The organism is Pseudonocardia sp. N23 (genome assembly GCF_002583555.1).
Lineage (GTDB): Bacteria > Actinomycetota > Actinomycetes > Mycobacteriales > Pseudonocardiaceae > Pseudonocardia.
Window position 1 is genome coordinate 101,952 of the sequence record NZ_BEGX01000004.1, and the last position, 25,042, is coordinate 126,993.

Here is a 25,042-nt window from a genome sequence, read left to right on the forward strand (position 1 = left end):
ACAACCCACCGCAGGGCAAGGGAGCGAGAATGTACGACCTCATCGTCACCAACGGGCTGGTCGCCGACGACCGCACGGTGCAGCCCCTCGACATCGCCGTCAAGGACGAGAAGATCGTCGCCGTCGGCACCCACGGCCAGTTCTCCGAGACCGGGGCGGCGACGGTCGTCGACGCTGCGGGCAAGTACGTGCTGCCGGGTGGCATCGACAGCCACGTGCACTACGACCTGCAGATCTCCGAGGCCATGAAGGCGCAGTCGTCCGAGGCGGGCTCGCGCGCGGGCCTGTGGGGCGGCACCACGACCTACATCGACTTCTCGATCTCGTGGGGCGAGGAGGACCTCGTCGAGTCGATCCAGTCGAAGATCGAGAAGTCGAACTCGCAGAACCTCTACAGCGACTACGCGCTGCACGCGATCATGACCGGCAACTGGCCGCAGTCCAACGCCGACCGCATCCGCGAGGCGATCTCGGGCGGGGTCACGTCGTTCAAGTTCTTCACGACGTTCGCGGGCTCCGAGGCCATCGGCGGCATGATGACCGACGACGGCCGCATCTACTCGGCGATGCTCGAGACCGAGAAGCACGGCGGCATCGTGATGGTGCACTGCGAGGACGACTGCATCATCGACTACAACGTCCGCAAGCTCTACAGCGAGGGTCGCGAGCACTTCTCCAACATCGGCGAGGCCCGCCCGCCCCTGGCCGAGGAGGCCGCGATCCGCCGGATGCTGCTGCTGTCACAGCGCACCGGCTCGCCGCTCTACATCGTGCACGTCGCCGCCAAGGAGTCCGTCGAGGCGATCGGCGAGTTCCGCGACAAGGGCGCGCACGCGTTCGGCGAGGTCCTGCACCCCAACCTCGTGTTCGACCCCGAGCTGTACAAGAAGCCCAACGGCCAGCGTTACATGAACTACCCGCCCAACAAGTCGATCGAGCACCGCGACGCGCTCTGGGCGGCGTGCGAGAACGGCAGCCTCCACACGCTGGCAAGCGACGACTTCACCATCCCGTGGGACAACAAGATGACGGGGGACACCGTCGACAACGTCACCGGCGGGACGAACTCGGTCGAGACCCGGCTGTCGGTGTTCTGGTCCGAGGGCGTGCGCAAGGGCCGGCTGTCCGTCCCCCGCTTCGTCGAGCTGACCTCGGCCAACCCGGCGCGGCTCTTCGGCATCTACGGCACCAAGGGTGTGCTGCGCCCGGGCGCCGACGCCGACATCGTGATCCTGGACGACGGGTTCACCCACACCTACAAGCAGGGCGAGAACCTGCACTCGGACTGCGACTACAGCAACTGGGACGGCTGGGACGTCAACGGCATGCCGGTCACGACGATCCTGCGCGGCAACGTGATGATCGACAAGGGCGCGTTCGTCGGCCCGCAGAACGTCGGCAGGTTCGTCCCGGCCACCACACCCGAGACCTTCTGATGACGGTGACCGAGAGCGCGTCGGCAGCGATCGACGACGCGACACTCGACGACTACGCCTCCCGTGGGATGCGGCAGCGCACGGGCTTCGGTGACACGCCCTGCGTGCTGGTGATCGACTTCCAGTACGGCATGACCGACCCCGGGTGCCCGCTCGGCTCGGCCAACCAGGACGCGCCGATCGAGGTCACCAAGGGGATCCTCGCGGCGGCCCGCGAGGCCGGCGTGCCCGTCATCTACACCCGGGTCGCCTATCGCGAGGACCTCGCCGACGGCGGGCTCTTCGTCGAGAAGTGCCCCGCGCTGGGCGCGCTCACCCTCGGCAGCCGCTGGGTGGAGATCGACGAGCGCGTCGCGATGCAGGACGGCGACTACCTGCTCACCAAGCGGCACAGCAGCTCCTTCATCGGCACCGAGCTGCAGCAGGTGCTGCAGCGCCGCGGGATCGACACGATCATCAACGTCGGCTGCTCGACGTCGGGCTGCGTCCGCCAGACCGCCGTCGACGCGCAGGCCTACGGGTTCCGCTCGGTCGTCGTCGCCGACGCCGTCGGTGACCGCAGCCCCGAGCAGCACCGGGCCAACCTCATCGACCTCGACGGAAAGTACGCCGACGTCGTGACCAGCGCGGAGGCGATCGCCGCGATCGCGTCGGTCAGTGCGGGGGCGTACCGGTGAAGGCCGTCGTCTTCGACACCTTCGGCGGCCCGGAGGTCCTGCGCTACGCCGACATGCCCGACCCGGTCGCCGGACCGGGCGACGTCGTCGTCGACGTGAGGTTCACGGCGCTCAACCACGTCGACATCGACATCCGCGAGGGGGTGTCGCGCTTCGACTTCGAGATGCCGCACATCCTCGGGCTCGAGTGCGCGGGTGTCGTCTCGTCGGTCGGCGAGGGTGTCGAGTCGCCGAAGGTCGGCGACCGCGTCGCGGTCTCCTACATCCGCACCTGCGGGTACTGCGAGTGGTGCAAGCGCGGGCAGGACAACCTGTGCGAGAACCGCAGGCTCTACGGCGAGCACATCCGCGGCGCCTACGCCGAGAAACTGCTCACGCCGGCGAACCACTGCCTGCCGCTGCCCGACGGGCTGTCGTTCGCCGACGCCGCCGCCTCGCTGACGGCGTTCGGCACGGCGTACCACGCGCTCATCCCGCGTGGCGGGCTGAAGCTCGGCGAGACGGTGCTGATCCACTCGATCGGCTCCGGCGTCGCGTCGGCGGCCCTGCAGATCTGCAAGGCCGCCGGCGCCACCGTGATCGGCACGGCGAGCCAGGACTCCACGCTCGAACGCGCCAGGTCCGACGGCGCCGACCACGTCATCAACTACAAGACCTCCCCCGACCTGTACGCCGAGATCCTCGACGCGACGGGCGGACGCGGGGTCGACCTGGTGTTCGACGTGGTCGGTGGCGAGGCGTTCGGGAAGTCGATGCACGTCATGCGGCCCTACGCCCGCCTGATCAGCATCGGCGCGCACGCGGGTGAGGTGGTGCCGTTCGACATCATCGAGTTCTTCCGGCGCCACATCTCCTACATCTCCTCGCACACGCAGACCCGCGACGAGATGACCAACGTGCTGCGCCTCGTCGCCAACGGGACCTTCTCGCCGCGGGTGCACGCCGTGTACCCGCTGGCGGAGGCCGCGAAGGCGCAGGAGGAGCTGGTGGCGCGCAGGCACTACGGCAAGATCCTGCTGGACGTGGGCGGCGAGTAGCCGCCCCTGCCGGTGCCCGGGCCCTCGCGGTGGGGGGTCCGGGCACTTCCATGGCCGGGCCCCGGCCTCTCCCGGCCGCTCACAGGGGTCGGGCTGCCGTGACCGGGAGCCGCCGGCGGGCCTCGCGCACGACGAGGACCGTCGCCGCCAGCAGCAGGCACGCGCCTGCGCAGAGCCAGGCGACGGTGTAGCCCGCGCCCGTCGCGAGCAGCCCGAACAGGACCGGTCCCGCCACTCCCCCGGACGCGGCACCGACCATGATCGCGGCGGACGCCCGCGCGGTGGCCTCCGGGTGCGAGGCGACGACGTCCTGGGTGAGCAGCCCGTTCCAGCCCCAGCCCGCGCCGCAGGCCAGCACGGTCGCGACGGCGAGCCCGGCCGTCGAGCCGGCCAGGAGGGCGAGGCCCGCGGTCCCGATGCCGCCCGCCCCCATGAGCCCGGCACACACCAGCAACGGGCGTCCCGCCGTGCCGAAGCGCCAGGACGCGATGAAGCGGCCACCGATCCCGCAGACCCCGCCGAGCGCCAGCAGGAACCCCGCGGTCGGGGCGGCGGTCCCGCCCGCGACGGCGGCGACGACGTAGAAGCCACCGGTCGCCGACACCGCGGCCATGGCGAGCCCGACGGCGACCGAGACGGGGACGAGCCCGCGCGGCTTCACAGCCCGCCGCGGGGCGGGCTCGGCGGAGGAGGGTGCGTGTGAACGGGGAAACCTGCGCGGGAAGGCGAGCACGGCCGGGAGCGCGAGCAGCGCCGCCGCTGCGAACGCCCACCGCCAGCCCACCGTGAGCACGATCAGCGGGACGCCCAGCCCCGCGAGCAGCGACGCGGCGGGCAGCGACGCCTGCTTGATCCCGTAGGCGAGGCCGCGGCGGTCGGCGGGGACGGTGGCGAAGACGGCCATGTCCCCCGCCGGCGTCGCGAGCGCGGTGGCCGTGCCACCGACCACGGCGAAGACGATCAGCAGCGGGAACGACGTGGCGGTCGCGAGGCCCACGAGCGACACGACGCCGACGCCGATCCCGACCAGCGTCGTGGCCCGGGCGCCGAGCGCGTGCGCGACGTGCCCGCCGACGAGCCCGACCAGGGCCATCGCTATCCAGAACGCCGACACGGCCAGGCCGAGCCGGCCCGCGTCGACGTGCAGGTCCGCCCGCAGGCTGGGCGCTGCGGCGCCGAGGAGGAACACCGGCAGCATCGTCAGCGTGGCCGAGCAGGTGACGGCCGCGAGCACCCGCCCCCATCCCACGCGCACTTCCGTCACAAACCCTCCAATTGTATGCGAGTCATCCCGCCACGGTGGGCCGCGCGCGTCGCGCAGGACCACCGTCGCACACCGATTTCGTCGACGAAAGCCCTGATCCACACCCTGTTCCAGAGAACGGGACCACGCCACACAAGCATGGCCTCGGGCCCGTCGATCGTATACATTCACGTCGACCGCGGCGCCCCCGCCGCAACCCCAACGGAGAGGACGCCCGCATGGCCGAGGAGCCCCAGGCCCGCATCGTCGAGGTCCTGCTGCGCGACGGGCTGCAGACGATGGTCTACGAGTCGGACTGGCACGTCCCGACGACCGAGGAGAAGCTCGAGCTCATCGAGATGCTCGCCGACGCGGGCATCCCCGAGCTCGAGGTCACCGGCTTCGTCCACCCGAAGGTCATCCCCATGCTCGCCGACGCGAGCGAGGTCGTGCAGCGGCTCCCCGACCGGCCCGGCACGGTGTTCCGTGCGCTGGTGCCGAACCTGCGCGGCGCCCAGCGCGCCGTCGCCGCGGGCTGCACCAAGCTGTCGTCGCTGATCGTCGCGAGCGAGACGTACAACAAGAAGAACTCGAACATGACGCTCGCGCAGAACGTCGAGCAGATCCGGCTGGTCACCGAGCTGGCGCAGGCCGAAAAGGTCGAGGTCAACGTCAGCATGGGCTGCTGCTTCCTGTGCCCCTACGAGGGCGAGCAGACCGAGGAGCACATCCTCGGCCTGATCGAGACGTTCGTGGGCTTCGGGATCACCGAGGTCAGCATCGCCGACAGTATCGGCATGGCGAACCCGCGGATGGTCGGCAAGCGGGTCAAGGCGATCACCTCGCGCTGGCCCGAGCTGACGCTGGGCATGCACATGCACGACCGGACCGGCATGGCGCTGGCCAACATCGTCGCCGCGTTCGACAACGGCGCCACCCTGTTCGAGACGTGCGCGGGCGGCTACGGCGGCGGCATCTCGATGCCGGTCTCGGTGCTGGGCATGGGCAACGTGCCGACCGAGGACGTCGTCAACATGTTCGACGAGATGGGCATCCGCACCGGGGTCGACCTGGACGCGGTGCGCAAGGCCGCCAACCGGACCGCCGAGATCATCGGCCTGCCCACCTACGGCCGGGTGTCGAAGTACGGCACCTACCAGGAGTTCCACGAGCTGGCGCTGCAGCACATCGACGCCCCCGCCCGCGGCAACTCCGCGCTGCAGGGCTGACCCACCGGTCACTGCACCGCGTCACCGGTCCGGAACCGCGCGGTCAGGGCGTCGAGCTCGGCGAGCAACGACTCCTCGAGCTCGACGTCCGCGGCCGCCGCAGCGAGGTCGAGCTGGTCGGGCCGGGTCGCGCCGAGGATCACCGAGGTCACGCCCGGCCGTGACCGCAGCCACGCCGTGGCCAGCACCGGAATGGTGAGGCCGGCGTCGCCGGCCAGGGCACGGATCGCCTCGACGACGTCGAACGCCTCGTCGTGCCAGTACCGGCCGCGGTAGAGCGCGCCCGCGCCCGAGTCGGCGAACCGGGTGCCGCCGGCGGTGCCGCCCTCGCGGCGGTGCTTGCCGGTCAGTATCCCGCCGGCGAGCGCGTTGTAGGCCAGCACCCCGAGCCCGTCCTCCCGGCACAGCGGGAACAGCTCGCGCTCGTGCTCACGGAACAGCAGGTTGTAGCGCGCCTGCACCGACACGAACGCGGCCCAGCCGTGCAGCGCGCTGCGCCCCAGAGCGCGGGCGACCTGGTAGGCGAGGAAGTTCGAGCACGCGACGTAGCGGACCTTGCCCGCGGTGACGAGGTCGTCGAGGGCGTGCAGGGTCTCCTCGATCGGCGTGACCGGGTCGGGGCGGTGCAGCTGGTAGAGGTCGATGCGGTCGGTCCGCAGCCGCCGCAGCGACGCCTCCGCCGCCTCGACGACGTGCTTGCGTGACAGGCCGCCGTCCCACGGCCGCGGGCCGGTCCGCCCGTGCAGCTTCGTGGCCAGCAGGAACCGGTCGCGGCGGCCGTCGTCGTCGAGCCAGCGCCCGACGATCTCCTCGGTGACACCGGCCCGGTCCCAGTCGCTGCCGATCGGGTACTTGTCGGCGGTGTCGAGGACGGCGATGCCGAGGTCGTCGGCGCGGTCGAGGATGGCGTGCGACTCCTTCTCGTCGCACTGCCCGCCGAACGTCGCGGTCCCCAGGGTGAAGCGGGTGACCGGGAGCCCGGTGCGGCCCAGCACGGCCCAGTCACGGTCGATGACGGTCACAGCGGCGTCTCCTCGGTGGTGACGGGTTCGGGTTCGGGTGCGGTGGCGGGCGCGGCGCGTGAGGCCGCGACGATCCCCGCCCCGGCCAGGTTCAGCGCCGCGCACACGATCCAGCCGATCGACCACCGGCCGGCCAGTGACACGACGAACCCGATCAGCAGCGGGCACGCGACGGCGCCGAGGTTGATCAGGACCAGCGACGCGCCCGTCGTGCCGCCGACCGCGCCGGGTTCGGCGGCCTCTGCGATCGCGGCGACGTAGACGCCGTTCCACCCGACGGCGCACAGCCCGACGAGGAGCAGCGCCACGGGCAGCAGGCCCGCGGGCACGGCCCAGAGCAGGGTGACGGCGACGGCGCCCAGTGCGGACACCACCTGCAGGTGGCGCAGCCGCAGCTCGGGGTGCAGGTCGGAGAACCAGCCCCACAGCGGACGTCCGCACACCCCTCCGACCAGCAGCAGCGCCACCCCGAGCCCCGCCTGCGCGGCGGTGAGGCCGCGCCCCTCCACGAGGTAGACGGTCGTGAACGCGAAGATGCTCACCTGGGCGCCGGCCATCACGAAGCCGTAGCCGTAGCCGTGCGGCAGCCGCATCCGCATGTCGGGGCGCAGCAGCGCGGTGCCGTCGCCGGCCGACGCCGACCGCAGCCGCCCGCGCACCCCGACCAGCAGGCCTACGAGCACGCAGGTCCCGAGCGGGACGACGGCGGCCCACCGCCAGCCGTGCACCGAACCGAGCGCGGGGAGGACCAGACCCGCGAGGATGCCGCCGAGCGGGACGCCCGCCTGCTTGACGCTCATGACCAGGCCACGACGCTGGGCGCGGCCCGGGTTGGCGAGGACGTTCGTCGGCGGGTTGATGATGCCGTAGCCGAGTCCGGCGACCGCGATACCGACGTAGAACACGACGTCGACCGCCGCCGTGGCGACGACGGTGACGCCCGCGGCCATGACCAGCAGACCCGTGGCGAGGACGACGGCGGGCCCGAACCGGTCGGTGGCCCGCCCGGAGGGGCGCGCGGTCAGCATGGCGCCGAGGTAGGCGACCGACGCGATCGCGCCGACGCCCACCTCGGTCAGGCCGAGATCCGCCCGGATCAGCGGTGCGTTGGCCGAGGCGCCGACGACCGCGAAGCCGCCGGCCGCCAGGGCCAGCACCGAGAGTGCGACACCCTCACGCAGAACGAAAGGTGGACGTTCCGGCACCTCGTCAGATGCCGCGCTTCATCCGGCGGCGCCGGATGATCTGGGAGAACGAGACGGCCAGGATGAGCGCGCCGCCGTAGAAGATGTTCTGCACGAACGACTGCAGGCCCAGCAGCTGCAGGCCGGTGATGCCGGTGACGAGGAAGTACACCGCGATCACCGTGCCCCACGGGTTGAACCGGCCGGGCTTGATCGTCGTCGAGCCGAGGAACGCCGCCGCGAACGCCGGCAGCAGCAGGTCCAGACCGGTGGTCGGGCCCGCGGAACCGGAGGTGCCCGCGATCAGCACGCCACCGAGCGCGGCGACGAGCGCCGAGGTGACGAGCGCGCCGATGCGCAGCGTCGACACCCGCATGCCCGAGAGCCGGGCGACCTCGCGGTTGCGGCCGACGACGAGCAGGCGCTGGCCGAGCGGGGTGAACGCGAAGACGTACCAGAGGATCAGCGCGAAGATCATCGCGTAGTAGAACTCCAGCGGGATGCCGAAGAGCCGGTACGAGATGACGATGTCGATCAGGGTCTGGTCGACGCCGGTGATGGTGTTCGCGCCACTGATCCACAGCGCCACACCCGCGAGCAGGGTGCTCATGCCGAGGGTGACGATGAGGCTGTCGATGCCGAGCAGCACCGTCAGCGCCCCGTTGATCAACCCGACGACGACGCCCGCGACGAGCGCGACGAGGATCGCCGCCCAGATGTTCCAGCCCATCTGGACGTTGAGGATCGCGATGATCAGCGCCGACATGCCGACGACGGCGCCGATCGACAGGTCGAAGTCACCCGCGATGAGCGGCACGATCAGGCCCAGCGTCACCACCACGAGCACGGCCTGCGAGGCCAGGATCGACGCGGCGTTCGCCGAGGTGAAGAACGTCTCGGTCTCGACGATGCTGAAGACGATGATGACGCCCAGCCAGGTGAGCGGCAGGGCCATCGCCTCGAGCCGGCCGGTGGGCCGGCGACGGGCCGCCTTCTCGGCCGGCTCGGCCGCGGCGTCGCCGGTCGGGGGCTCGACAGGCGGTTCCACCGCAGGGGTCTCGACGTCCTTGCGCGCGGTCGTCATGTCGGCGCCTTTCCTCTCGTTCACTGGGCCGGGGCCGGGACGGGCGCCGAGGCCTGTCCGTGGCACAGGTCGGCGATGCGGGCCTTGGTGATGTCCTCGCCCGTCACGAAGGTGACGAGCCGGCCGCGCACGAAGATCCCGACGCGGTCGCAGATGGTCTCGAGCTGCTCGTACTCCGAGCTGGCGCAGATCGTCGCGCTGGTGGCCGTGCTGCCGCGGATCATGTCGAAGATCTGCTGGCGCGCACCGACGTCGACACCCTGGGTGGGTTCGTGCAGCAGCAGCACCTTCGGCTGGGTCTGCTGCCACTTCGCCATCAGGGCCTTCTGCTGGTTGCCGCCCGAGAGCGAGCCGTACTCCAGGTCCGGGATGGCCGGACGGACGTCGAACTCGCCGATGAGCTGGCGGACGTTGTCGCGCATCTTCCCGTGCCGCAGCCGCCAACCGCGGAAGTAGCGGTCGAGCACTGTCAGGTTCATGTTCTCCCCGAGCGACAGGGTCCCGACGCTGCCGGAGTTCTTGCGGTCGCCGGGGACGAGCGCCATGCCCAGCGACATCGCCCGGCGCGGAGTGAGCGTGGTGATGTCGATGGTGCGGTCGCCGTCGCTGATCGTGCCGGTCGCGCCGGCCGACGCACCGAACAGCGAGTAGACGACCTCCTCGTACCCGGAGCCGACGAGCCCGGCGAAGCCGAGGACCTCGCCTTCGTGCAGGTCGAAGGAGACGTCGTGGAGCGGTCCGTGCGACAGGCCGCGCACCGACAGCACGACCTTGCGGTCGACGGCGGTGGCGGCCGGGGTGTCGCTCGCGTGCTCGGCGAGCTCCCGGCCGATGATCATGGTGACGAGCTCGCGGCCGGAGGTCTCGCCGGTGACGGCGGTACCGCTGGTGCGGCCGTCGCGCAGGACGGTCACGTGGTCGGTGATCTCACGGACCTCGTCGAGGTCGTGGGAGACGAACAGGACGCTCGACCCGTCGGTGGTGATGCGTTTGACCAGTGAGAACAGCTGGCCGACCTCCTGCTTGGGCAGGAAGACCGTGGGCTCGTCGAGGACCAGCATGTTCGCGCCCGCGTCGCCGGAGGCGGCGGCGCCGTCGCGGATGCTCTCCACGGCGCGCACGATCGCGAGCATCGCGCGGTCGACGGGCCGGATGGTCTCGACGGCGGCGTCGGGGTCGATGTCGACGTCGTAGCGGGCGAACATCTTCGCGGCGCGTTCGCGGGCGGCGCGCCAGGAGTAGACGGCCTTGCGGGAGGCGGCGATCTCGCCGAGCATGAGGTTCTCGGTGACCGACAGCGACGGCACGAGTCCCAGGTCCTGGTGGACGAACTCGAAACCGAGACTCCGGTGCTGGCCCGGCAGCAGTGGCAACGGGACGTCGCGGCCGGCGACCTCGAGAGTGCCCTCGTCCGGGGTGTGGAACCCGGAGAGGACCTTGATCAGGGTCGACTTCCCGGACCCGTTCTCCCCCAGCAGCCCGTGGACCTCGCCCGGCATGATCGTGAGGTCGACGCCGTCGAGGGCGCGCTGACCACCGAAGATCTTGGTGAGCCCGCGGATCCGGACGAGCGGGGTCGTCGGGTTCGTCATGTCTGGCCTCCTCGGCAGGCACGGGTGCAGTTGCTGTCTCCGCCGGTCCCGGGCCGGCCGCGGGTTGCGGCCGGCCCGGGACTGCGGAGCGGGTGGTGCGCGACGGTCAGCCGCCCAGGCCCCAGAGCTTCAGGAACCCGGAGGTGTAGACGTTGCCGTAGCCCTGACCGGCCTTGGCCGGGTTGCCGGCCTCGGCGACGTTGGTCTTGTCCCAGATCCGGATCGGCGTGCGCTCCGGGACGGGAGGCTGGCCGAGCAGGACGCGGAAGACCTGGTCCATCGTCGCGTAGCCGATACCGGGGGTGTCCTCGCCGACGTTCATGGTCACGAGGTCACCGTTGGACTGCCGGATCGCGTCGAGCGCGAACGGCGATCCGTTGTAGCTCGCGATCTTGACCTGGCCGGTCTTGGCCAGCGTCTGCACCGCGGGGATCGCACCGGCGACCATGGCGTCGTAGAGCACGTAGACGTAGTTGACCTTCGGGTTGGCCTGCAGTGCGGACTGCACGACGCCCTGGGTCTTCGTGTTCCAGTCCGCCACCGGGATGTTGATGACGGTGTTGGAGCAGCCCGAGCAGTTCGCGGAGAACTCGTCCTGCATCGCCTTGATCGTGCCGGGGCTGGGCAGGATGTCGCTGCCGCCGACGATCAGCACGTTCGCCGCACCGCCGGAGTCCTTGATCATCCACGCCGCCGCGGCCTTGCCTGCCTCGTTGAACGGGGCGGTCACGGTGGCAGTGACGTCGGCACAGCCTTCACAGCTGGGCACCGCGGGCATCTCGTTGTCGTGGAAGTGCATCACGATCACGGGGATGCCGGCCGCCTTGGCGGCCTGCAGCTGCGGGCCGAGCGCGCGGGGGTCGGGCGCACCGTTGAGGACGATGATGTCCTGCTTGGACGCGATGGCCTGGTTGATGCCCTGGACCCACTGCGAGACCTGGGCCTGGTTGTCGAACTTCGTGTAGACCATGCCCGCCTTCTCGGCCGCCTCCTTCATGGAGGCCGAGATCGACTGCACGAACGGGTTCGGCACCGACGGGATGTCGAAGATCTTCTTGCCCTTGAGCGACGTGACGTCGATGGCCGGGCCGGGCGGGGTGAAGGTCGACGGACCGCTGTACTTCGCGATCGTGTCGAGCACAGCCTGCGGCACTGCTGCCGCGGGTGCGCCGGAGTCGGTCGGTGTCGACGTGGTCCCGCCCTTGGAGCAGGCGGCCAGCGCCACCACAGCGACGGCGGCGATCGCTCCCGCGACCCAGCGCCGGGCTCTACGTGTATACATGTGCTGCCCTCTTCTCGGACCAGATTCAGTCCCCCGATCGGCCAATCGAAGCGGGTTTATGCTCCTCAGTCAACAGATCTGACGGTCGGTTTGTAACTGTTGAGTTTCGCAACCACGTGGTGACTGCGCTCAATCGGTATGCAATCTTGAACCGCTACAGCGCGCAGCCACACCGCGTCCCGGCGTGTCCGAACCGCCGCGCACGGGCTGTCCGCGGACGCCGCCGGCCGTCCGCGAGGTGTGGAGGTGTCGCCGCCTTCCGGCGCCGCGGCGAGTGGCGCCATCCGGTCGGGCGGCGCCCGCTCAGGCCCGTCCGGACCCGGCGATCTCGGTGAACTCGGTGAAGGAGCTGGGCCACGCGCCACGCGCACCGCCGGCATGCCCGCGGTGATCGTGACCTGCGCACCGAACGTCGTCACGGAGCCGATCCGGATGACGATCGTGTTGCGCGCCGGCCGTCCCCGGACGGGGCCGGCCGACCGCCGGGGGCGCTGCCGGCCCCCGGCGGGATCGGTCGAGGGGGCCGCCGCTGCCCGTACGCACGTCCGCGCACCGTCCGGTGCCGTCGTACGACGGCACCTGTCCACATCGGGGCGTTGCGGCCGGGCTGGGCATGTCGGGCTCCGTAGGAGAGGTGCGTGCGGTGCTGCGTGCGGCCTTCCTGAGGGCGGGTGGCGGGTGCCGGGTCAGGTGATGAGGTGGTCGGGCATGGGGTCGGCCTCCAGCGCGCGGCCGACGGGGCCGGGGTCGTGGAAACCGTCGGCGTCGAGCACCACACGGCCACCGCTGACGACGACCGACGGCCAGCCGGCCAGCTCCTCGCCCTCGTAGGGCGTGTAGTCGGTGGCCATGTGCAGGTCGCCGCTGCGGGCGCCGCGACGCAGGGCCGGATCGAGGACGACCAGGTCGGCGTCGTGACCGGCGGCGACGACGCCCTTGCCGGTCAGGCCGTTGAGCCGGGCGGGGTTCGTCGCGAACATGCCGACGAACCGCTCCACCGGCATCCCGCCGCGCACGACGAGCTGGGTGAACGTGACCGGCAGCCGGGTCTCGACGCCGGGCAGCCCGTTGGGCATGACCCGCACGTCGTGGGAGTGCTCGGTCTTCTGGTGCGTCGAGTAGCAGCAGTGGTCCGAGCCGAGGGTGTCGATGTCGCCGACGAGCGCGCGGGCGCGCAGCTTCGCGACCGTCTCCGGCGCGCGCAGCGGCGGGCAGCACACGAAGCGCTCGGGGTGCTCGGACGAGTAGGTGCGCTCGTCGAGGTACAGGTAGTGCGGGCACGTCTCGGTGTAGGCGCGCACCCCACGGCGCCGCGCGTCGCGCACGAGGTCGACGGCCTCGGCGGTGGTCTGGTGCACGAAGTAGACCGGCGCGTCGACGTGCTCGGCCGTGGCCAGCACCTGCGACACCGCCGACGCCTCCGCCAGCTCCGGCCGGGTGCGGGGCATGTGCCCGGCCGCCGCCTCACCCGCCGCGACAGCGAGGGCCTGCGCGTCCTCGATGACGTGGTTCGCCTCGGCGTGCACGTAGGCGATGCCGCCCTGGGCGTGCAGCGTGCGCAGCACCTCGAGCACCGTGTCGGGGCCCGCCATGACGACGTCCTTGTACGTCGTGAACAGCTTGATCGTGCGCACGCCAGTGTTGGCCATCTCGGCGATCTGGGCGGCGGTGGAGTCGTCCCACTCGATGACGCAGCCGTGCAGCGCGGTGTCGCACCGCGAGATCTCGGCCAGCTTGCGCCGCTCGTGGACGGCGTCGATCGGGCGCTGGCCGGGGTCGGGGATGGCGAAGTCGATGACGGTCGTCGTGCCGCCCCAGAGCGCGGCGATGCTGGCCGAGCCGTAGTCGTCGAGCTGGGCGTAGTCGCCGAGGCGCTGCCCGACGTGGCAGTGCGGGTCGACGCCGCCGGGCAGCACGAGCGAGCCGGTCGCGTCGATCGCGCGCTCGTGCGGGGGCAGCGGCAGCGACGGGTCCTGGACGGCGACGACGCGGCCGCCGGCGACGACGACCGTCGCCGGGACGCTGCCGCCTGCGTTGACGACGGTGCCGCCGTGGACGACCAGGTCGGCGTGCACGGGCGCGCTCATGGGTGACTCTCCTCGGCTCCTGGGCGAATCAGCGGGCGGGTGGGGCGGCCTCGCTGGCCGCCGGATGGAAGATCACGGAGTCGACGGCCGCGAGGTGGTCGGTCATGACGCGCGCCGCCTCCGCCGTGTCGCCTGCACGGATGGCCGCCACGATCGCGCGGTGGTCGGCGAGCTGGCCCTCGCGCGCGGCGAGCGAGCTCACCGCGAGCTGGTTGACCAGCACCCACAGCGGGTGCGACTCGGCGCTGACGAACTGGCCGACGATCCCGGACAGGATCGTGTTGCCGCAGCCCAGCGCGAGCTGGGCATGGAAGCTCAGGCCCAGCTCGAGGAACCGCGACAGCGCGGCCGGGTCGGCCACGATCTCGGCGGACTCGTCGATGATGCGCTGGAGCCGTCCGACGGTGCCGGCGTCGAGGCGGGCCGCGACCAGCGCGGCGACGGCTGGTTCGACGCTGCGGCGGGCCTCGATCAGCTCACGGGGGGCGACGTCGAGTGCCGTCGCCTCGATCGCGCCGACCGCGGGGTGCGACCGGACGTAGGTGCCGTCGCCGTGCCGGACCTCGACGGCGCCGACGATCTCCAGCGCGAGGATGGCCTCCCGCGCGGTGGTGCGGGAGACGTCGAGACGTTCGGCCAGGTCACGGTCGCCCGGCAGGCGGGTTCCCGGCACGTACTCCCCCGTGGCGATCGCTGTCAGCAGTTGCTGGGCCACCGCGATGTACAACCGCGCCCGCGAGTGGTCCGACTTCTGCATGGCGAGAGGTTAGACCTCTCGCCATGCACGGGACAAGCATCAGTCCGGACATTCCTCGGTGCGGAGCCGCCGGGCCCCGGGGAAGGAGAAGACCATCCCCGTGGGGACGTCCCCCGTGTTGACGATCGCGTGCGGCCGACCGGCCGGGACGTGCAGCGCGTCGCCCGCGGAGAACGCGACGTCGCCGAGGTCGGTGCGCAGCACTCCCGACCCGGCCACCACCAGGCAGACCTCCTCGGTCGTGTGCCGGATCGAGGGTGTCGACTCCCCCGGTAGCACGTGCGAGAGCCCGAGCGTCGCGGTCGCGCCCGGCACCGTGTCGGCGTCGACGAGCATCCGCGCCCAGGAACCCTCACCCGCCGGTTCCGCCGCCACCACCGTCACCGGCCGGGCAACCGGGTCCGACGAGGCCGACGCGAGCCACCCCCGCGCGATGCGCTCGCGCGTCGTGAAGACGACCCCGTCGAATCCCGACGCGTACTCCACGAACCGCTCCAGCCCGGCGATGCGCGCGGGCCGGCCGATGATCCGGCAGTGCAGCCCCACCGACATCATCCGCGGCGCATCGGCGGACTCCCGGTAGAGGGTGTCGAAGGCGTCCTTCAGATAGGTGAAGAACTGCTCCGACGTCGCGAGCGGGTCGGCCAGCCAGAACTGGATGTCGTTGGTGTCGGCGGTGTAGGGCACCACCAGGTGCGAGGTGCCGCCTACGTCGACCTCGTAGGGCACGTCGTCGGCGTAGGAGTCGGAGTCGTAGAGGAACCCGCCCTCCTCGACGACCAGCCGCCGCGTCCGCTCGCTGGGCCCGTACCGGCAGTACCAGCCGACGGGCCTGCTGCCGGTGGTGCGCTCGAACGACTCCACGGCCATCCGGATGTGCGCACGCTCCTCCTCCTCGGACAGCGCCCACACCTCCTCCCAGCGCCAGCCGTGGCTGCACACCTCGTGCCCCGCCGCGACGACGGCCTCGGCGACCGCGGGGGCCATCTCGAACGCCTGCGCGCACGCGAAGAACGTCGCCGGGACCCCGTTGCGGCGCAACACGTCGAGGATCCGCCACACCCCGACCCGGGAGCCGTACTCGTACATCGACTCCATCGCGAGGTTCCGCGTGCCCGGGGGGGAACGGGTAGGCGCCCCACTCGGTCAGCGACTCCTGCGTCGCGTCACCGGCGGGCAGTGACCGTTCCGAGCCCTCCTCGTAGTTGACGACGAGTGAGATCGCGAGCCGGTCGTCGCCGAGCCAGCGCCGCGTCGGCGGGTTCGGGCCGTAGCCGACGACATCACGCCCGCCCGGGCCGGTCATCCGTTGTCCCCCAGCAGGTCCCGGAGTGCCGCCTCGACCTCGGCCGGGGTGTCGACCTGGGGCGAGTGCCCGGCGAGCGGGATCTCGACGGCCCGGCAGTCGGGGATGCCCGCGACCAGCGTGGCGACGTGCTCCTCGGTGCGGGCGGCGTCCTCGGCCCCGCGGATCACCAGCGTCGGAACGGAGATCTCCGGGAGCCTGTCGACGACGTCTCCCCCGAGCACCCCGCGCAGGACCGCGGACAGGAACGGGTAGTCGGCGGTCTCGACGGCCTCGGCGTAGAGCGCCATGTCGGGGGGCGGCGGGTCGCGGTACACCAGCGACCGCACGACCGCGGCGGTCGAGGCCGGCGCGGCGGTGCCCCCGGCGTCGAGCCACTCCCCCAGCGTGGCCCGGAACGGGGCCTTCACCCCGGCGGCCGTCGCCCCCGTGCCGACGAGTACCAACGAGTCGAGCGGCGGGCGTCCCGCGATGGCGACGACCTGGGCGAGCAGCCCTCCGGTCGAGTTGCCCATGAGCACGACGGGCCGGTCGGTGTACTCCTCGATCGCCGACGTGATCGCCGCGGCGAGGCCGTCGAAGGCGTCGTCGTCGGCCGGGATCGTGCCCGCGCCGGAGTACATGTCGACGAGCACCCAGTCCCGCTCCGGCATGAGCTCGACGACGGGCAGCCAGAACTGCCAGCAGCCGAACCACGGGTGCAACGCGACGATCGGCGCCGCGCCGGAGCCGTCGCCGGTGTGGACGTGCAGGTCGAGCCCGGACGCGGAGCGGCGCGGCTCGGTCGCCGACGGGGTCATCGGGCCACCAGCCCGAACTGCGCCGCCCTGGCCAGCGTGGCCTGGGCGCGCTGGGCGATCGGATAGTCGACGAGCTTGTCGTCGACGGTGATCGCGGCGATGCCGTCGCGCTCGGCCTCGGCGAAGGCCGCGACGATGCGCTGCGCCGTGTCGATCTCGACGGCGCTCGGCGAGAGCACCTCGTTGATGATCGGCACCTGCCCGGGATGGATCGCGAACTTGCCGGTGAAGCCCATGCCGTGGGCCTCCTCGGTCTGGCGGCGCATCGCCTCGGGGTCGCGGACGTCGGCGAACGCGGTGTCCAGCGGCTGGACGCCGGCGGCGACGGCGGCCATCGCGACCTGGATGCGTGCCGAGGTCATCAGCGCGTGCGCCCGCTCGGGCACGACGCCCATGTCGAGGGCGAAGTCGTAGGCGCCGAAGGAGACCCGGCGGACCCGGTCGAGCGGGTGGGACAGCCTGCCCGCGGCGAGGACCCCGGCCGCGGTCTCCAGGATCAGCACCAGCTCGATACCGCCGGCGAGGCCGCGGTCGACCTCGTCGACGACGTCGGCGTCCTCGCACTTGGGGACGATGACACCGCGCGCGCCGATGCGGGCGGCCGCGGCGAGGTCCTCCGTGTGCCACTCGGTGCCGACGGGGTTGACCCGCACGTACACCGACTGGCCCGCCGCGACGGCGAGGTCGGCGGCGGCCTGCAGGTTGTCGCGCGACGCCGCCTTCTGGCTCACCCCGACGGAGTCCTCCAGGTCGAGGATCACGGCGTCGGCGCCACAGCGCGATGCCTTCTCGAACCGGTCGGGCCGGTTCGACGGCACGAACAGCAGGGAGCGGGGGTCCGTCATACGTGGGCTCCGTTCGGAGAGGGTGACGTGATCGCGCCGTCGGCGGCCGAGCCGACCGACGCGGCGTACTTCGCGAAGACACCGCGGGTGAACTCCGGCTCCCGTGCCGGCGGCGGCCGCCTGCCGTCGAGGTCCGCCTCGACGGCGATCGTGCGGGTGTCGGCGTCGAGGACGATCCGGTCGCCGGTGCGCAGCAGCCCGATCGGCCCACCGGCCGCGGCCTCGGGGGCGACGTGCCCCACCATCAGACCCCGGGTGGCGCCGCTGAACCGGCCGTCGGTGACCAGTGCGACGGTCTCGCCCAGCCCGCGGCCGACGATCGCCGAGGTGACCTGCAGCATCTCGGGCATGCCCGGTCCACCGCGTGGCCCGACGTTGCGGATGACGACGGTGTCGCCCGCCCCGACCTCACCGCCGAGCACGGCGTCCAGCGCGGCGCGCTCGCCGTCGTAGACGCGTGCGGTGCCGGTGTGCGAGCGCGGGGTGTGCGCGGTGATCTTGACGACGGCACCGTCGGGCGCCAGGTTGCCGCGCAGCACGACGAGTCCGCCCTCGACGGCGAACGGCTCGGCGAGCGGTCCGACGACACGTTGCCCGGCGGTCTCGACGGCATCCGCGGCCTCCTCGGCGAGCGTCCGCCCGGTGACCGTCGGTGTCGAGCCGTCCACGAGCCCGCCCTCCACCAGCCGGGACACCAGCAGCATCGTCCCGCCCGCCGCGTGCAGGTCGGCGGCGCTGTAGGTCCCGCCGGGCATGAGGTCGCACAGCAGCGGGGTGCGCCGGGAGATGCGGTCGATGTCGTCGAGGGTCAGTGGCACACCGACCTCGGCGGCGAGCGCGATCAGGTGCAGCACTGCGTTGGTCGACCCGCCCGAGGCCGCGACGGCCGCGACGGCGTTCTCGAACGCGGGCCGGGTGAGCAGCCTGCTGGGCCGCAGGTCCTTCGTCGCGGCGGTCTCGACGAGCGCCGCGGCCGCGGCCACCGCGGCCGCCTTGTCCGCGTCGACGGCAGGGATGCCGTTGACCCGCGCGGGCGAGAGGCCCAGCACCTCCATGACCATGGCCATCGTGTTGGCCGTGTACTGGCCGCCGCACGCGCCGGCGCCGGGGCAGGCCGCGGCCTCGATCTCGTCGAGGTCGTCGTCGGTGATCGTCCCGGCGGCGTGCGCGCCGATCGCCTCGAACACGTCGTGCACCGCGACGACGCGGCCACGGAACCGGCCGGTCAGGATCGTGCCGCCGTAGAGGAGCACCGACGGCCGGTCGACGCGGGCCATGCCCATCGCCATCGCGGGCACCGTCTTGTCGCACGACGCGATGCCGACGATGCCGTCGAACATGTGCCCGCGCGCGACCAGCTCGACCGAGTCCGCGATCAGCTCGCGGCTCACCAGCGACGCCCGCATGCCGGGCGTGCCCATCGTGATGCCGTCGGAGATCGCGATGGTGTTGACCTCCATCGGCGTGCAGCCGATGGCGCGCAGGCCGTCCGACGCGTGCGCGGCGAGGTCGCGGTGGTTGAGGTTGCACGGCATCGTCCCGGTCCAGCTGTGGACGACCCCGACGACGGGCTTGCGCAGGTCACCGGGGGTGAAGCCGATGTTGCGCAGGTAGGAGCGTGCCGCGGCGCGCTCCGGTCCCTCGTACAGCGCCCGGCTGGGACGCTCGTGGAACGGCATGGTGTGGGTTCTCCGTGGTGGTGGCTAGAGCGATCCGGACTCGCGGACCTCCTTGCGCCTGCTGTAGCGCGAGGCGCAGACCGCGACGACGAGCGCGCCGCCGTAGAAGAGGTCCGAGACGTAGGACTGGGCACCGAGCATCGTGAGGCCCGTGGTGCCCGCGACCAGGAAGTACACGGCGATGAAGGAGCCCCACGAGTTGAACTTGCCGGGCAGGATCGCGGTGGAGCCCAGGAACGCCGCGGCGAAGGTCGGCAGCAGGAACGCCTCGCCCGACACCGGGTCGGCCGCACCCGTCGTCCCGGCGTAGAGGATGCCGGCGATCGAGGCGAGCGTCGCCGACGCGACCAGCGCACCCCACCGGATCCGGGTGACCCGCAGGCCCGAGAGCCGCGACACCGCGCGTCCACGGCCGACGAACAGCAGCCGTCGACCGGCCGCGGTGTACTCCAGGAAGTACCAGAGGCAGGCGGTGATGATCAGGCCGTACCAGAACGCCAGCGGGACGCCGAGGAAGCGGTTGACGATGACCCAGTCGGTCAGGCCGGTCGAGATGCCGCTGATCGTGGTCGAGTCACCCATCCAGAGCACGACACCGGACAGGATCGTGCCGGTGCCGAGGGTGACGATGAACGGGTCGACGCCGAACAGCAGCACGAACCAGCCGTTGAGCAGGCCGATGACCACGCCCGCGACCAGGCACAGGACGATGACCAGCCAGATGTTCATGCCGAGCTGGGCGTTGAGGACGCCGATCATCATCTGCGACGTCATGAGCACACCCGCGACGGACAGGTCGTAGTCGCCCGCGGTGAGCGGGATCAGCAACGCGCACGTGAGGACGACGAGCACCGCCTGCGAGCCGAGGATTCCCTGCAGCGTCGACGTCGTGAGGAACGTGTCGGGACGCAGCGAGCCGAACACCGCCACGACGACGACCAGCGCGATCACGATCGAGAACCGCTGCGCGAGCGACCGCGCGACCGCGACGCCCGGGGAGCGTCCGGGCCCCGCGACGTCGGTCGCCGGCTCGGAGTTCTTGGTCCGGGTCATCGCCCTTCACCCTCACCTTCGGTCGGCCCCACCGGGCCTGCGGGGACCGCACGGTCGGCGAGCGTGTAGCACTCGTGCGCGATGCGGTCCTTCGTGATGTCGGCGCCGCGGAGCTCCCGGGCGACCCGGCCCCGGTCGAAGATCAGGACGCGGTCGCAGATGGCGGCCAGCTGCTCGTAGTCCGAGCTCGCGCACACCACCGAGCAGTCGGCCCGGGCTGCGTCGTGGATGACCTCGTAGATCTGCGCGCGGGCCCCGATGTCGACGCCCTGGGTCGGCTCGTGCAGCAGCAGTACCCGCGGGTCGGCTCCCAGCCACTTGGCCAGCAGCACCTTCTGCTGGTTGCCGCCCGACAGCGACTGGTAGGCCAGTCCCGGGACCGGCGGCCGCACGTCGAACCGGTCGAGGGTCTCCTGGCAGTCCCGGGCGAGCTGCGGCCGCGAGAGCCCCCGCCACGTCGTGTAGCGGTCGATGATCTGCAGCATCGCGTTGTCCCGCACACTGATGCTGCCGACGCTCCCGTCGCGCTGGCGGTCGGCGGGGATGAGCGCCATCCGGTGCGCGATCGCCTTGACCGGGTCCATCGCCGGCAGCGACAGCGTCTCCGCACCCGTGCGCAGCGTGCCCGTCGCGGCCGGGAACGCCCCGAACAGCAGGTAGGGGATGCGTTCGAAGCCCGAGCCCAGCAGCCCGGTCAGGCCCAGCACCTCGCCGGTGCCCAGCGCGAACGACACCGACTCGACCCGCTCGTCGGACAGGTCCTCGACGACGACGGCGGCATCCGACGCGGTGGGGGCGACGTCGTCGCGCTCGCCGCCGTGTTCGGGCAGCTCACGGCCGATGATCAGCTCGATGAGCTCGGTGTCGGTCACCGACGCCGTCTGCACCGTCGCCCGGAGCCTGCCGTCGCGGAAGATCGTCGCCCGGTCGGTGATCTCACGGACCTCGTCGAGGTCGTGCGAGACGAACAGCACGGCAGCGCCGCCGCCCGCGATCTCGCGCATCAGCGAGAACAGCTGGCGGCGGCCCGTCTCCGGCAGGAAGACGGTCGGCTCGTCGAGGATCAGCATCCCGGGACCGGTGCGCGCGCTGCCCCGCAACGTCCGCATCTCGTGGACGGCCCGCACGATCGCGAGCAGCGCCCGCTGTGTGCCGTCGAGGTCCGCGACGCGGGCCGCCGGGTCCAGGTCGACGGAGAACTCCTCGAACAACGTCCGGGCGTCCGCCCGCTGGCGCCGCCAGCCGATGGCCCAGTCGCGGGACCGGCTGAACGTCCCGAGTCGCAGGTTCTCCAGCACGGACAGGCTCGTGATCAGCCCGAGGTCCTGGTGGACGAAGCTCAGCCCGTGGTCGCGGAACGCGCCGGGGGCCAGCGGCAGCGGCACGTCCTCGCCGTTGATCCGCAGGGCCCCGCCCGGGTCGGGCTCGTGGAAGCCCGCCAGGACCTTGATGAACGTCGACTTGCCCGAGCCGTTCTCCCCGAGCAGGCCGTGGATCTCGCCGGGCAGCACGTCGAGGTCGACGGAGTCGAGGACCCGCACCCCGGCGAAGGACTTGGAGACGCCGCGCGCCTCGACGACCGGCGGAGCGCCCGTGGGCGCTCCGCCGGCTTGTGCCGGGACCGACATCAGGACGCCTTGCCCCACAGCTTCATGTAGTTCTGGACGAAGGAGTCGCCGTAGCCCTTGCCCAGTTCCGGCGGGGTGCCGGCTTCGTTCACGTTGGCCTTGGTGAACACCCGCAGCTGGATGCCCTCGTCACCCGAGGCGATCGGGCCGGCTCCGGAGAGGATGCGCCCGATCTGGTCGATGACTGCGTACCCGACCTGCGACGGGTTCTCCCCGACGTCCATCTTCACGACGTCGGCGTCCTGCATCATCTTCAGGACGAACGGCGTGCCGTTGAACGTCGAGATGTGGACCTTGCCGGTCGCGCCCGCGAGCTGGATGCCGGGCACCACGAACTGGGACATGCTGTCGTAGAGCGGCATCACGTAGTTGATGGTCGGGTCGGACTGGATGGCCGACCGCGTGATGTTCGTGATCTGCGTCGACCAGTCGGGCACCGACACGTTCTGGAACGTGGTCCTGCAGTTGGGGCAGTACTTCTTGAACTCGTCGTTGACCGCGTCGATCGACGCCGGGCTCCCGATGACCTCCTTCGACGTCAGCACCAGGACGTTGGCCGCGCAGTTGGTGTCCTTGACGATGAAGTCGACCGACAGCCGCGCGGCGAGGTCGTAGGGCTGCGCGACGCGGGCGGTGACCTCGGGACCCATCGGCTGGGTGAGGTCCTCGTTGAGCACGGTGATGATCGGGATGCCCGCCGCCTTCGCAGCCGCAGCCTGCGGCTGGAAGTAGGTCGGGCTGATGGTCCCGCCGGTCAGCGTGATCGCCGCGGGCTTCTGCGCGATCGCGGCGTTCATCCCCTGGATCCACTGGGTGCGGTCACCCTGGTTCGGGTAGTCGACGACCTTCATCCCGACCTTGCCCGCGGCCTCGGTCATCGAGGTCGTCAACGCCTGGGTGAACGGGTTGGCGCTCGACTCCTGGATGTTGAAGATGGTCTTGCCCTCGGCCGCGCTCATGTCGACGGCCGGACCGGGATCGGTGTAGTCGGGGACGGCCGAGTACTTGTCGAGTGCGGCGTTCACCTGGGTCAGGTCGCAGCTCGCGCCGCCCCCACCCGCCGCGGCGCTCGACCCGGAGTCGCCCGACGAACAGGCGGCCGCCAGGCCGAGCAGCAGTACGGCGGACGCCGTCGTAGCCACCCTTTTCATCGTCGTGCTGGAGAGCATCTCTCCTCCTTGAGAGCGCATGGTCCGACGGCCGGTCTACCGGCCGCCGTCGGCGATGGACGCCAGGTACTTCTCCACCTCGTCCTGTGGCACCACGTCGGCGTACTTCGAACCGATGTCGAAGAGGTTCGCGCGGTGCGGCTCCTCGGCCCGGTCGAAGACGCACTCCTCGGGGACCACGACACGGAACCCGTAGGACACCGCGTCGATCACGCTCGCCCGGATGCATCCGGACGTCGAACATCCCGTCACGACGACAGTGTCGATCCCGCGTTGCACCAGGTACGACGTGAGGTGCGTACCGAAGAACGCGGACGGGAACTTCTTGACCAGCACCAGCTCATCGGGCTGCCGGCCGAGCTCTGGGTGGATCTCGACTGCCGCGGGGTCGTCGGTGCGCAGCTCGCGCAGTGCCGGGACCTTCGCCGCGAACGACGCGCCGTCCTCACCGGGTGCGTAGGCGATCGTCGTGAAGACGATCGGCAGCCCGGCAGCGCGGGCGTGGCCGAGCAGCCCGGCGATGTGCGGCACCGCGGGCGCGTCGTCGGCGCCGACGCCGTACGCGCTGGACGTGAACGCCCGCGACACGTCGACGACGAGCACCGCAGGCCGCGATCCCGTCCCGGCCGTCGCGCCGATGCCGCGCTCCGCGTAGAAATCCCCGACCGCCTCGAAGCTCATGTGCCCCGCCCCTCAGATGACGCCGTCGGCCTCGAGGGCCGCCAGCTGCTCGTCGGTCATGCCCAGCTGGTCGCGGTAGACCTCGAGGTTGCTCGACCCCTTCGGGGCACCGGCGTGGCGGACCTTCCCCGGGGTGTCGGACAGGATCGGGACCACGTTCTGCATGAGCACGTCGCCGAGGCCCTCGTGCGGGACCCGCACGATCGTCTCGCGCGCCAGGTACTGCGGGTCCTTGACGATGTCGGCCGCGGTGTACGCCGGCGCGATCGCCCCCTCGGCGGTCTCGAACTCCGCGAGCACCTCCTCGGCGGTGCGTTCGGCGATCCAGCCGCCGATCGCGTCGTCGAGCTCCTCGGTGTGGGCGATCCGACCGGGGTTGCCGGCGAACCACGGCTGTTCGGCGAGGTCGGGCCGCCCGACCAGCTTGACGACGCGGTCCGCGATCGACTGGGCCGTGGCCGACAGGGCGAGCCAGCGGCCGTCCTTGGTCTGGTAGGCGTTGCGCGGCGCGCTGTAGGGGGTGTGGTTGCCCGAGCGGCCGACGACCTCACCGGTCTTGTCGAACAGCATCGTCTGCGGGCCGAGCATCCAGAACATCGGTTCGTAGATCGACAGGTCGATGACCTGACCCTTGCCATTGCCACCGTGCTCACGCCACCACAGCGCGAACATGATCGCGAAACAGCCGGTGAACCCCGCGATGCAGTCACCGAGGGCGAAGGGCGGCAGGGCAGGCGGCTTGTCGGGCCAGCCGTTGATGTGGGCGAACCCCGACATCGCCTCGGCGAGCGTCCCGAACCCGGGCCGGTTGGAGTACGGGCCGGTCTGGCCGAACCCGGTGGTGCGCAGAATGATCAGGCCCGGGTTGATCTCGTGCAGGACCTCGGGGCCGAGCCCCCAGCGCTCGAGCGTGCCGGGACGGAAGTTCTCCACGAACACGTCGGCGTCGGCGATGATCTTCTTGAGGATGTCGCGGCCCTCGGGCACCGAGAGCTTGAGCGTCACGCACCGCTTGTTGCGCGACACCAGCGCCCAGAACAGCGACTCGCCGTCGACGTTCCAGCCCATCGACCGCAGGCTGTCGCCGCGCGGGTGCTCGACCTTGAGGACGTCGGCGCCGAAGTCGGCCAGCAGCGTCGCCGCGACGGGCCCGGCGAAGATCGACGCCGCGTCGACCACCTTGAGCCCCTGCAGGGGAAGGTCGCTCATGCCGTGCGGCTCCTCGTCGTCGGGTGTGAGTGCTGGTCGTGC

The 25,042-nt window shown here is 71.4% G+C and carries 21 protein-coding genes; 4 read left to right on the top strand and 17 right to left on the bottom strand.

Features of this window, described 5'->3' with window-relative positions; translation table 11 throughout:
- Positions 1-29: 29 nt before the first annotated feature.
- The 3 genes from TOK_RS02365 to TOK_RS02375 are packed head-to-tail and all read left to right on the top strand — an operon-like array spanning position 30 to position 3,150.
- Positions 30-1,436, top strand: a complete 1,407-nt coding sequence (locus TOK_RS02365; RefSeq protein WP_098956105.1) for an amidohydrolase family protein — start codon at positions 30-32, stop codon at positions 1,434-1,436.
- A complete protein-coding gene (locus tag TOK_RS02370; RefSeq protein ID WP_098956106.1) occupies positions 1,436-2,113 on the top strand; it encodes an isochorismatase family protein in 678 nt (225 codons plus the stop codon). The genes TOK_RS02365 and TOK_RS02370 overlap by 1 nt, the downstream gene beginning before the upstream one ends.
- On the top strand, positions 2,110-3,150 hold the full coding sequence (locus TOK_RS02375; protein WP_098956107.1) for a zinc-binding dehydrogenase: 1,041 nt from the start codon (positions 2,110-2,112) through the stop codon (positions 3,148-3,150). Before TOK_RS02370 ends, TOK_RS02375 begins: the two co-directional genes overlap by 4 nt.
- A 79-nt stretch (positions 3,151-3,229) precedes the next feature.
- On the opposite strand, the gene TOK_RS02380 is transcribed toward TOK_RS02375, so the two are convergent.
- Positions 3,230-4,414: an MFS transporter gene (locus tag TOK_RS02380; RefSeq protein ID WP_141566242.1), complete on the bottom strand. Its 1,185-nt coding sequence runs from the start codon at positions 4,412-4,414 to the stop codon at positions 3,230-3,232.
- Between the two features lie 218 nt (positions 4,415-4,632).
- Here TOK_RS02380 and TOK_RS02385 point away from each other — a divergent pair, with 218 nt between their 5' ends.
- Positions 4,633-5,622 (top strand): hydroxymethylglutaryl-CoA lyase, encoded by a 990-nt coding sequence (locus tag TOK_RS02385; protein WP_098956109.1) that lies wholly within the window; start codon positions 4,633-4,635, stop codon positions 5,620-5,622.
- Positions 5,623-5,630: 8 nt separating this feature from the next.
- Here TOK_RS02385 and TOK_RS02390 read toward each other — a convergent pair whose 3' ends face one another.
- The 16 genes from TOK_RS02390 to TOK_RS02470 all read right to left on the bottom strand — a co-directional run bounded on the left by TOK_RS02390 (position 5,631) and on the right by TOK_RS02470 (position 25,000).
- The gene (locus tag TOK_RS02390; RefSeq protein WP_216361823.1) at positions 5,631-6,644 is read right to left on the bottom strand and encodes an aldo/keto reductase; all 1,014 of its coding nucleotides are present in this window, start codon (positions 6,642-6,644) and stop codon (positions 5,631-5,633) included.
- A complete protein-coding gene (locus tag TOK_RS02395; protein WP_172457364.1) occupies positions 6,641-7,801 on the bottom strand; it encodes an MFS transporter in 1,161 nt (386 codons plus the stop codon). The genes TOK_RS02390 and TOK_RS02395 overlap by 4 nt, the downstream gene beginning before the upstream one ends.
- Before the next feature lie 52 nt (positions 7,802-7,853).
- Positions 7,854-8,912 (bottom strand): ABC transporter permease, encoded by a 1,059-nt coding sequence (locus tag TOK_RS02400; protein WP_098956111.1) that lies wholly within the window; start codon positions 8,910-8,912, stop codon positions 7,854-7,856.
- Positions 8,913-8,932: 20 nt separating this feature from the next.
- A complete protein-coding gene (locus TOK_RS02405) occupies positions 8,933-10,504 on the bottom strand; it encodes a sugar ABC transporter ATP-binding protein (protein ID WP_098956112.1) in 1,572 nt (523 codons plus the stop codon).
- A gap of 106 nt (positions 10,505-10,610) precedes the next feature.
- Positions 10,611-11,786 carry a sugar ABC transporter substrate-binding protein gene (locus TOK_RS02410; RefSeq protein WP_098956113.1) on the bottom strand — a complete coding sequence of 392 codons (1,176 nt, stop codon included), beginning with the start codon at positions 11,784-11,786 and terminating at the stop codon, positions 10,611-10,613.
- A 686-nt stretch (positions 11,787-12,472) separates the two neighbouring features.
- Complete coding sequence (locus tag TOK_RS02415; RefSeq protein WP_253258135.1) at positions 12,473-13,873, bottom strand: amidohydrolase family protein; 1,401 nt, start codon at positions 13,871-13,873, stop codon at positions 12,473-12,475.
- A gap of 28 nt (positions 13,874-13,901) precedes the next feature.
- Positions 13,902-14,630: a FadR/GntR family transcriptional regulator gene (locus tag TOK_RS02420; RefSeq protein WP_098956114.1), complete on the bottom strand. Its 729-nt coding sequence runs from the start codon at positions 14,628-14,630 to the stop codon at positions 13,902-13,904.
- 39 nt (positions 14,631-14,669) lie between these two features.
- Positions 14,670-15,728 (bottom strand): polysaccharide deacetylase family protein, encoded by a 1,059-nt coding sequence (locus TOK_RS33175; protein WP_216361824.1) that lies wholly within the window; start codon positions 15,726-15,728, stop codon positions 14,670-14,672.
- Between the two features lie 204 nt (positions 15,729-15,932).
- The gene (locus TOK_RS02435; RefSeq protein ID WP_098956115.1) at positions 15,933-16,736 is read right to left on the bottom strand and encodes an alpha/beta fold hydrolase; all 804 of its coding nucleotides are present in this window, start codon (positions 16,734-16,736) and stop codon (positions 15,933-15,935) included.
- Positions 16,733-17,581 (bottom strand): CoA ester lyase, encoded by an 849-nt coding sequence (locus TOK_RS02440; RefSeq protein WP_098956116.1) that lies wholly within the window; start codon positions 17,579-17,581, stop codon positions 16,733-16,735. The genes TOK_RS02435 and TOK_RS02440 overlap by 4 nt, the downstream gene beginning before the upstream one ends.
- On the bottom strand, positions 17,578-19,260 hold the full coding sequence (locus TOK_RS02445; RefSeq protein ID WP_098956117.1) for a dihydroxy-acid dehydratase: 1,683 nt from the start codon (positions 19,258-19,260) through the stop codon (positions 17,578-17,580). The genes TOK_RS02440 and TOK_RS02445 overlap by 4 nt, the downstream gene beginning before the upstream one ends.
- 24 nt (positions 19,261-19,284) lie before the next feature.
- Positions 19,285-20,313, bottom strand: a complete 1,029-nt coding sequence (locus TOK_RS02450) for an ABC transporter permease (protein ID WP_098956118.1) — start codon at positions 20,311-20,313, stop codon at positions 19,285-19,287.
- Positions 20,310-21,941 carry a sugar ABC transporter ATP-binding protein gene (locus TOK_RS02455; protein ID WP_098956261.1) on the bottom strand — a complete coding sequence of 544 codons (1,632 nt, stop codon included), beginning with the start codon at positions 21,939-21,941 and terminating at the stop codon, positions 20,310-20,312. Before TOK_RS02455 ends, TOK_RS02450 begins: the two co-directional genes overlap by 4 nt.
- Positions 21,941-23,110 (bottom strand): sugar ABC transporter substrate-binding protein, encoded by a 1,170-nt coding sequence (locus tag TOK_RS02460; RefSeq protein ID WP_172457365.1) that lies wholly within the window; start codon positions 23,108-23,110, stop codon positions 21,941-21,943. Before TOK_RS02460 ends, TOK_RS02455 begins: the two co-directional genes overlap by 1 nt.
- 36 nt (positions 23,111-23,146) lie before the next feature.
- Entirely contained in the window at positions 23,147-23,791 is a 645-nt protein-coding gene (locus TOK_RS02465; RefSeq protein WP_098956120.1) for an isochorismatase family protein, read from the bottom strand.
- A gap of 12 nt (positions 23,792-23,803) precedes the next feature.
- Entirely contained in the window at positions 23,804-25,000 is a 1,197-nt protein-coding gene (locus TOK_RS02470) for a CaiB/BaiF CoA-transferase family protein (RefSeq protein WP_098956121.1), read from the bottom strand.
- Between the last annotated feature and the right edge of the window lie 42 nt (positions 25,001-25,042).